Here is a 9,461-nt window from a genome sequence, read left to right as displayed (position 1 = left end):
CATCAAGAACCTCTCGCTGAGCATGACACCGGGCAGCCGGGTCGCGATCGTGGGCGGTTCCGGCAGCGGCAAATCCACCCTGGGCCGCCTGCTGACCGGCCTGTACGAGCCGCGCGCCGGCCGGATCCTGCTCGACGGCCACCCGCTGGACGAGATCCCGCGCACCGTGCTCGCCAGCTCGATGGCCTACGTCGACCAGGACATCGTGCTGTTCGCCGGGACCGTACGCGACAACCTGACCCTGTGGGACGAGGCGGTCTCCGACGAGGTGGTGCTCGACGCGCTCCGCGACGCCGCCGTCTACGACGCCGTGCTGGCCCGTCCCGGCGGGATCAACTCGTTCGTCCGCGAGGACGGCCGCAACTTCAGCGGTGGCCAGCGGCAGCGGCTCGAACTGGCCCGCGCCCTGGCCGCCGAGCCGACCCTGCTGATCCTCGACGAGGCCACCAGCGCCCTGGACCCGGAGACGGAGTACGTCATCATGGACAACCTGCGCCGCCGCGGCTGCGCCTGCCTGCTGATGGCCCACCGGCTGTCCACCATCCGCGACGCCGACGAGATCATCGTCCTGGACCGCGGCGAGGTCGCCGAGCGCGGCATCCACGAGGAGCTGCTCGCCGCCGACGGCATCTACACGCGGCTGTTCAACACCGGAGGAGGACTGTGAGCCCCGCTGCCCTCGCCGGGGTCGCCATCCCGCTGGACCTCGGCACCGAGCGGTTCACGATCCTCGACAACCCCGGGCGGATGCTGCTGGTCGAGGCCGGCGCGGTGGACCTGTTCGCGGTCCGGACCGCCGACGGCGAGCTGGACGGCCGCTGGAACTTTCTGGGCCGGGCCGAAGCGGGCACGGTGCTGGCCTGCGGGGTGCGGTCGGGGCCACGCCACGTGATCGTGGCCCGCCCGGTGCCCGGCGCCGTACTCTCCGACGTCCCGGTCGCGGCTCTGCACGACCTGCCCGCCGAGGCCGCCGCCTGGCTGGTCAAGGGGCTCAGCCGCGGCATCGAACTGCTGGCCCAGGCGCTGCCCGCTCCCCTGCCGCCCCGCCAGTTCGTCCCGCTGCCCGGCAACGGGACGGCCGAGCTGGACGCGGGCCGCGCCGTGCGATCGGTCGACGGCGTGCGCTGCGTGCGCGTCGAGGCGGGTGACGTGGAGGTCGGCGGCAACGATCTGGTGCTCGGCGCGGGCAGCGACGTCTGCCTGACCGAAAGGGACTGGCTCGTCGCCCGCACCAGGACCCGGCTGCGGACCCGCTCGCTGCACTCGGTCTTCGACGAGGGCCTGCTCTGCGAGTTCCTCGCCGCCCACGCCGTCCGGCTGCTCGACACCGTCGACGAACGCCTCGAACGGCGGCGCGAGGAGGAGCGCGCCGCCCTGACCGGCCTGCGGGACCGCGAGAGCACCGTGCTGACACAGGCCGTACGGAGCTTCGACGCCGTGCTGCGGGACACCGAGGTCCAGGTGAAACTGGCCGACGTGGCCAACGATCCGCCCGCACTGGCCGCGGCCCGGCTGGTGGCGGCGCACCAGGGGTTCGAGGTCCGGCCGCCGGTGCGGCGCGGCAGCCAGGACCGCCCGGTGGGCGACCTGCAGGCGATAGCGCTGGCCTCCGGCGTCAGGACCCGGCTCGTACGGCTGGACGGCCCGTGGTGGACGCAGGACCTGGGGCCCATGGTGGGCAGCAACTCCGCGGGCCGCCCGGTGGCGCTGCTGACCATGGGCCGCGGCTACGTCATGGTGGACGACGGCGTGCTCATCCCGGTCACCGCGGCCGTCGCCCGCAACCTGGAGAACCGGGCGCACGTGCTGTACCGGCCGCTGCCCGCCTCGATCAAGACCGTCGGCGCGCTGCTGCGCCTGGGGCTCCTCGACAGCGGCAACTACCGTGACCTGCTGCGGTTCGCCGCCATGGGGGTGCTGGTCGCGCTGCTCGGACTGCTCGTCCCGATCATGACGGGCAAGGTGCTCGGCGTGTTCACGGTCCGGGCCGAACTCGACCTCATCGTGCAGGGCTCCCTGGTGGTGATCGGTTCCGGGTTCGTGATCGCGGCCCTGTCGGTGGTGCAGAACATCGCGGTGCTGCGGGTCGAGAGCCGCACCACCTCGGCCCTGCAGTCGGGCCTGTGGACCCGGCTGCTCTCCCTGCCCGCCGGGTTCTTCGCCCGCTACTCCACCGGTGAGCTGGGCACCACGGTGCTGGGCATCAGCTCGGCGCAGGAGATGCTCTCCGGGATGCTGACCACGGCCACGCTGGGGCTGCTCACCGGATCGGCCAACCTGGTCCTGGTCTACTTCTACGACGTGCGCCTGGCCCTGGTCGCCACCGGGCTCATGCTGTTCGGGCTCGGGTTCGCCATCGTCGCGGGACGGATGCAGCTCCGCTGGCAGCGGCAGTCCTACGAGCACGAGCGGACCATGTCGGCCCGGGTCTTCCAGATGCTCACCGCGATGCCGAAGCTGCGGGCCGCCGCCGCCGAGGAACGGGCGTTCGCCGAGTGGACGCGCGAGGTCACCAGGGGCCGCTCGCTGACCGCCTCGGCCCGTCGCATCCAGAACGCGGTGACCACGTTCAACGCCGGATTCCCGCTGGTCTGCACCGGGGTCGTGTTCGCGGTGGTGGCGGGACCGATGGCGGGCCAGGTCTCGGTCGCCACCTTCCTGCCGTTCTTCACCGCGCTCAGCCTGCTGCTGGCCTCCAGCCTCCAGTTCACCGCCGCCGCCGTCACCGCGATGGGCGTCGTGCCGATGATGGAGAACATCAAGCCGATCCTGGAGGCCCGGCCGGAGACCGACGGCACCAAGGCCGACCCCGGCGACCTGTCCGGACGGCTCGCGCTCAGCCAGGTGTCGTTCCGCTACGGCCAGGACGGTCCGCTGACCCTGGACGGGGTCGCCCTGTCGATCGAGCCCGGCGAGTTCGTGGCCCTGGTCGGCCCCTCGGGCAGCGGCAAGTCCACGGTGCTGCGACTGCTGCTCGGCTTCGAGATTCCGCTGTCGGGCACCGTGCTCTACGACGGCCAGGACCTCGCCGAACTCGACGTCTCCGCCGTCCGCCGCCAGTGCGGGGTGGTGCTCCAGAACGGCGCGCTGCAGGCGGGCAGCATCCAGGCCAACATCGTCGGCAGCAGCATCCACACGGTGGACGACGCCTGGGCGGCGGCCGAGATGGCCGGGCTCGCCGACGACATCAGGGCCATGCCGATGGGCATGCACACCGTACTGTCCGAGGGCACCAGCACGCTCTCCGGCGGCCAGCGGCAGCGTCTCATGATCGCTCGGGCGCTGGTCGCCCGGCCCCGCATCGTCTTCTTCGACGAGGCCACCAGTGCGCTGGACAATCCCTCCCAGAGCCGGGTCGCCGAGAGCACCCGCAGGCTCAACGCCACCCGGGTGGTGATCGCCCACCGGCTCTCCACGGTGGTGGCCGCCGACCGCATCGTGGTCATGGACGAGGGACGGATCGTCCAGCAGGGCACCTACGACGAACTACTGGCCGTGAAGGACGGCCTGTTCGCCCAGTTGGCCACCCGTCAGCTCTCCTGAGTGCGGCTCGACGAGGATCGGCGAGCCGCCGCGGCACCGTGATCTCACTGATGGGCGGCCGGACCTTCCCCCGGGCGACTCTCAGGTATCGAGCTGGCGGGTGATCGACGGGTCGGTGATGGCCGTGTCGTCGGCGAGCAGGAACGCCTTGGACAGGATGATCGACAGCATGCCGCCGTTCTCCTCGAAGGGTAGAAAGACCGAGGCGGCGTCGCGGTCGTGGCCGGGGACGATGCACAGGTAGGCGTCGTTGGGCTCCATCAGGATGTTGCCCGAGCCCAGGTGGATCTTGTAGATCCGCCGGTCTCCGCGTACCCGCAGGAACCGGTCGGTCAGCTCGGCCCGGTCGGCGATCCTCAGCCGGGGCAGCAGCCGGGCGAGCGCGTCGCGCCGGGTGCCGGCGGTCTCGGTGAGTTCGCCGAACCCGTAGGAGTGCCAGTACTCCTCGTGCCCGGCGACGGCCTGCTGGTCGAGGCCGACCGAGGTGACGCCCACCGCCAGGTCGGCGTCGCGGAGCACCTCCGACAGCACCAGCGGCGGCACCTCGGTCAGCGGCACGCCCTCGTCACCGGCGAGGTCGTCGGCCCGGTGGAAGCGAATCCGCTCGCTGGCACAGAAGGACGCGGTCCCCCACCCGTCGGCATCCGGGTCTCCCGTCACGTGCATGTACCACCGGGCCTGCCAGCCGGACAGTTCCCTGACGGCCTCGCCCTGGTCACCGCCGCACTCGTAGTCCCAGTGTCCGATGGACAGCCCACTCCAGCCGCGCTGGTTCAGCAATGCCTTGGCCTGGCCGTAGCGGAGCGTGTGCCCGGTGAACCGGTTGGAGTAAACGCGGGTCCGCTCCTCGGCCGGGGTCAGCAGGTAGACCTCGCGGAACGCCTGCTTGTACGGCTGGCGGATGCCGTGCTCCAGCAGGTGGTCGCGCCAGGCCCGCACGTCCTCGGCGGTCGCGTGGATCGGGTGCCAGAGCCGGACCGGGCTGTCGGGGTCCGGCTGGACGCGGCGGCCCTGCGGGTCGGTGAGTTCCCATCCGGAATCGGTCCGGACGGGGAGCCCTGCCGGGCCCTGGTGGGTCTGCCAGATGAGGTTCCTGGCGTACAGGCCGGTGAGCGGATGGTCGAGGAAGAACTCCGTCACCTCCGCCCAGCGCCAGAGCCGTTCCTCGATCAGCGCCCGCTCCAGCCGGAACCGCTCGGCGGGCAGTGCCTGCTTGAGCTCCTTCAGGGTGGCCTTGAGGATGGCCAGCTCGGGGGCCTGGCGGATCGCCTGCGGCGCCGACTTGACCGGCCGACCGGCCGGGTTGACGAACTGGAGCGCGGGGCCATCGGCGCGGAGCCGTACCAGGCAGTCGCCGATCTTCTCCTCCCGCACCCCGTCCCGGCCGAGCCCGAAGGCGGGCACGGTACGGTCCAGCAACTGCTCGCGGCCCAGCCCCGCCTCGGCGGCCACCGCGTCCAGGGTGCGCGCCACGTTGCTCAGCACGGTCTTCTTGCGGACCTTGACCTGGACCCTGGCCAGGGCCGCGACCACCTCCAGCCTGCCCCGGCGGGCCAGCGTGTGCACCGCGGCGTTGGCGAGCAGCTCGCTGCGGCAGTTGGCGCCCGACCCGCCGATCCCGGTCCCGCAGGTCAGCGCGACGTCGCCGAGGAGTGAGACCACCCACGGCTCGTCGATCAGCTCGCACGTCCACACCATGCCGCGTACCGGCACGGCGGTGCGCTCGTGCAGGAAGACGGTCTCCCGCCACCCGTAAACGTTCTCCTCCGGCTTCTCCCGGTGAGCCGCCACCAGGACGAGGATCTCGCGGACGAGTCCGGCGGCTTCGGGGGTCAGCAGCGTTTTCGCGGTCCTGAGCCATCTCTCGCTGGGCTTGGAGGAGCGAGCGGTGTTCCAGTGCCGCAGCAGGGGCAGGACCTCGGGGGCGGCCAGGCGCGCGCCGTACTCCTCGGCCAGCCTGCGCGCGACCTCGTCGCAGTCCCAGATGACGTTCCGTACCACACCGGCCGGGCCGTTCTCCGCGGGTTCGGTCAGCACGTCCTCCATCTGATCGTGCAGGGCGTCCCAGACCGGCCGGTGGTACTTCCGGAACCACCCCAGCGTCCCCTCAAGGATCTGGCGGCGTCCCGCGTAGTCCAGCCGCCGGATCGCGGCGAGCGGAAGCCGGTACAGCTCCGGATAGTCGGTGTGCCTCCAGGTCATCAGCGCGTCGGCGGCCATCCAGAGGAAACGGGCGTCCTCGAACGTCCATGGGGTGTCACTGTCGGCGGCCAGCCGGGTCGCGCGCAGCACACGCTCGTCGTAGTCGTGGACCCCGTGGTGCCCGTTGCCGAGCCGCAGCTGCGCCCAGCGGCCGAACAGCCTCGGGTCGCTCTCCGCGTCGGGAAGCTCCCGCCCCGCCTCGAAGGCCGCGTCAAAGCGGGCGAAGATCTCACGGGTCGGTGCGTCCAGATAGTGCATGACATAGCCGTGAGAGCCGGGAAAGTCGTCGATGACGCCCATTCCTCAGCCCCCGACCAGCGGAACGAGCTTGATGAAGGACACCACCGGATCGACGGTCAGGTCGATCATCTCGGACAGGTCGTCGATCTGACGTTCCCCGACGAGCAGCAGGAACCCGTTGCGGCCGAACGCCCGCTCGGCGGTGTCCGCCTGCCGCTCCCAGTCGATCCGCCGCTTCGCACCCATCCGGTAGCCGTTCAACTCCACCTCGGCGTCCTCGGGACGGACCAGGCCGTTGAACCGGGCGGCGGGGGCCGCGTTGTACCGGGCGACCTCCTCGCGGACCCTGAGCCGGACCAGTTCCCGCGCCGAGATTCTCTCCGGCAGGTCGGGGAGGGTGAACTCCTCTATCGGTTTTCCCGTCGCGGTCTCATCCCTGAAGGTGACCGTTGCCATCTGGCAGCTCCACAAATAATTGGAATCACTGTGACGGCCATCAGTAGCATTTCAATCCGACAGAAACCGATGTCACCGAACCGGGGGTCCGCCCGGTCGGCCGTGTCCAGCCTGATCCCGTCGGCCCTGAGCACCCCGTGGGTGTCGCGCGTGTCATTCGTTACGCGAAGCGGCGGAGATCTGAATTCATCGCGGATGACGGGTGACCGAAAAAGCGGAACTCGGTGAGCCGGCCGTTAGGGTTCATGGATGCTGCTGACAATCCTTGGCGGATGCGGTGCGTGGCCGGGGGCGGGCCAGGCCTGCAGTGGTTACCTCGTGGAGCACGACGGGTTCAGGCTACTCGTCGACCCTGGATATGCGACGGTGCCGCGGCTGCTGGAACGGATCACCGCCGATCAGGTCGACGCGGTGTTCGTCAGTCACGGACATCCCGATCACTGTGCCGACCTGAACCCGCTGTTGCGGGCGCGGGCATTGCGTGATGACCCGCCGGCGCCGTTACCGGTGTACTCGCTGCCCGGCGCCCTGGACGCGGTACTCGCGCTGGACCGCCCGGGGATGCTGACCGACGCCTATGTCCTGCACGAGTTCACCGCCGGCGACTCGCTCGACATCGGCCCGTTCCGCGCGCGGACCCGGCTGCTGCCGCACTCGGTGCCCAATGCCGGCATACGGCTGACAGCGGGCGAGCGGGTGCTCGCGTACACCGGTGACACCGGCCCGAGCCCCGATGTGGTGGACCTGGCGCGCGGCGCTGATCTGCTTCTGGCCGAGGCCACCTACGCGGACCGGGTCCCGGAGGATTCGCGGCGCCACCTGTCGAGCGCCCGCCAGGCAGGCCGGCAGGCCAAGGAAGCCGGCGCCCGACACCTGCTACTGACTCACCTGCAGCCAGGCACGGACGCCACAGCCGCGCAAGCCGCCGCCGGGGCCGAATACGACGGCGAGATCGGCATCGCCGCTTCCGGTCTCGCCATCGATCTTTCCTGAGCAAGGCTTCCTCCGGCTTCGACCGCGTTTACGCCGATGCGGCATGAGGTGCGCGTCGACGATCGCATCGATCCTCGCGCGCATGGCGGCCAGACCGCTTCGGTGATCGGCCTCGATCGACATTGCAGGGGCGAATCGCTGTGCATGTCAGCCGGTACACCGGCACCATGTGTCCGAAGCTCTCGATCTCACCCTGAGTCACACGATCATCGAGAGTGGATCAGAGCCCACTCTCGTGTCGCTTGGCACGACGCGTACGGTTGTCATACGGACGCCCGCCGACGAGGAGCGAGAGAACATTCGTGAACGACGAGCTACCGCCCGAGCTGCTGAACAGCGATCCGAAAGGCTACGCCTGGCAGGTCTGGCACGATCGCACTCCGAAGCTGGTAGCGAAGATCAAGGACACGAATTCGTACGGTCCGAAAGAGCACGATGCGCTGGACGCGTTGCTCACCGAGATCTTCTCCGGGGTGATTGAGCCGCTCGGCGCGCAGGCCCATGATCGGGAGGTGTGGGCGGGCTGGGGAGCCGAGCATTTCGGAAAACCCTGGTCGGACGCCCCTTTCCTCTGGTCGGAGTCGTACTTCTACCGGCGGGTGCTTGACGCGGTCGGGTTCTTCGAGCCGGGACCGTGGCGGGGAGTGGACCCGTTCGCCTCTCTCAAGCGGGCCGAGCTGGCATCCCTCGACGACCTTGAGTGGCCGACGGCCGACGCGTCCGGTCAGGCGAAGCTGCTGGCCGCGCTCTGGGGCAACCGCGCCGACCTGAGTTTCGCAATGGGCACCCTCACCGAATCGTCGAGTACCGAGCTGGTCTGCGACGGCAGCGCGAAGATGTGGAGCGCGCTCGCTCCCGGGGCCGAGGTCGTGGTGGTGGCCGACAACGCCGGGCGCGAACTGCTCGCGGACCTGATCCTCATCGACCATCTCCTGGAACACGGGCACGCGGCCTCGGTCGCTCTTCATCTGAAGCCGCATCCCTACTACGTGTCCGACGCGACCACCGCCGACCTCGCGGACACCCTGGACCGCCTGGCCGAAACAGACGGCGCGCCCTTCCACCGGCTCCGGAAGGCGATCGCGGACGGGAGACTCTCGCCGTACGTCCACGACTTCTACTGCGCGCCCTGGTCCTTCCGCCGGCTCCCCGCCGACCTCGCGGTTCTGTTCGAGCGGGCGTCGCTGACCATCATGAAGGGCGATCTCAACTACCGGCGGCTGGTGGGTGACCGGGCCTGGCCGGCCACCACCCCGTTCGCCGACGCGGTCGCGTACTTTCCCGGCCCGGTCGCCGCGCTCCGCACCCTCAAATCCGACGTGGCCGTCGGCATCCCCCCGGCGACCCTGAGAGACCTCGACGCGGACACCCCGAACTGGCGCGTCACCGGCGGCTACGGGCTCCTCCAGGCCGACCTCCGGGAAAGGGGGCCCGGGAGCGGTTCCTGACCTGGTTCCCGACGCATGGATTTGTCGGGGGCGGCTGATAGATGTGCGTTGGAAGCCGTCCCGTCGCCGAGAGGAAAAGCGCTGTGAACTGGACCCTGGAAGTGGTGATCGTGCCGGTCTCCGACGTGGACCGCGCCAAGGCCTTCTACGCCGAGCGCCTCGGCTTCACCGTGGACCACGACACCAAGATCGGCGACGACGTGCACGTCGTCCAGCTGACCCCTCCGGGCTCCGGCTGCTCGATCGTGGTGGGAAAGGGGCTCACGGACATGGCGCCGGGCTCGCTCCGGGGGCTGCAGCTGGTCGTCTCGGATCTCCACGCGGCGCGCGCCCAGCTCGTCGAGCGAGGGGTGGAGGTCAGCGAGATCCAGGTCCTCGGCGAGAACCCGAATCCCGCACCGGACCCCCTGGACAACGTCGGATTCGTCTTCTTCAACGACCCGGACGGCAACAGCTGGGCCGTACAGCAGATATCCGCCCGAGGCTAAGCGGCATTCCAGAAGTTCCGCTTGTAACCGGCCGGGAGCCAGGGGCTGGTCCACGGCGCGGCGGTGACCAGTAACTGGTCCGGTGAGCGGG

7 protein-coding genes are annotated in these 9,461 nt (G+C 70.1%); 5 read left to right on the top strand and 2 right to left on the bottom strand.

Translation table 11 applies throughout. The features are described from left to right. A partial coding sequence (locus ABZ260_RS39010) for an ATP-binding cassette domain-containing protein (protein ID WP_355627564.1) occupies positions 1 to 667 on the top strand: 667 nt, incomplete at its 5' end. Next, complete coding sequence (locus ABZ260_RS39005) at positions 664 to 3,543, top strand: NHLP bacteriocin export ABC transporter permease/ATPase subunit (RefSeq protein ID WP_355627561.1); 2,880 nt, start codon at positions 664 to 666, stop codon at positions 3,541 to 3,543. The genes ABZ260_RS39010 and ABZ260_RS39005, both read left to right, overlap by 4 nt. 81 nt (positions 3,544 to 3,624) lie before the next feature. On the opposite strand, the gene ABZ260_RS39000 is transcribed toward ABZ260_RS39005, so the two are convergent. Together ABZ260_RS39000 and ABZ260_RS38995 are read right to left on the bottom strand one after the other, a co-directional pair. Continuing rightward, entirely contained in the window at positions 3,625 to 6,045 is a 2,421-nt protein-coding gene (locus ABZ260_RS39000) for a DUF4132 domain-containing protein (RefSeq protein ID WP_355627558.1), read from the bottom strand. A 3-nt stretch (positions 6,046 to 6,048) separates the two neighbouring features. Further along, positions 6,049 to 6,441, bottom strand: coding sequence for a hypothetical protein (locus ABZ260_RS38995; RefSeq protein WP_350961543.1), 393 nt, complete (start codon positions 6,439 to 6,441; stop codon positions 6,049 to 6,051). Between the two features lie 249 nt (positions 6,442 to 6,690). Between ABZ260_RS38995 and ABZ260_RS38990 the strand changes: the two genes are divergently transcribed. The 3 genes from ABZ260_RS38990 to ABZ260_RS38980 all read left to right on the top strand — a co-directional run bounded on the left by ABZ260_RS38990 (position 6,691) and on the right by ABZ260_RS38980 (position 9,370). Next, positions 6,691 to 7,434 (top strand): MBL fold metallo-hydrolase, encoded by a 744-nt coding sequence (locus ABZ260_RS38990; protein WP_355627555.1) that lies wholly within the window; start codon positions 6,691 to 6,693, stop codon positions 7,432 to 7,434. Between the two features lie 302 nt (positions 7,435 to 7,736). After that, entirely contained in the window at positions 7,737 to 8,882 is a 1,146-nt protein-coding gene (locus ABZ260_RS38985; RefSeq protein ID WP_355627552.1) for a damage-control phosphatase ARMT1 family protein, read from the top strand. A gap of 83 nt (positions 8,883 to 8,965) precedes the next feature. Further along, positions 8,966 to 9,370: a VOC family protein gene (locus ABZ260_RS38980; protein ID WP_355627549.1), complete on the top strand. Its 405-nt coding sequence runs from the start codon at positions 8,966 to 8,968 to the stop codon at positions 9,368 to 9,370. Positions 9,371 to 9,461 lie beyond the last annotated feature (91 nt).

The sequence above is a fragment of the Streptosporangium sp. NPDC006013 genome (assembly GCF_040614275.1).
Lineage (GTDB): Bacteria > Actinomycetota > Actinomycetes > Streptosporangiales > Streptosporangiaceae > Streptosporangium.
The sequence above is the reverse complement of the archived record's forward strand: the minus strand, read 5'-3'. Positions and strand labels throughout refer to the sequence as shown.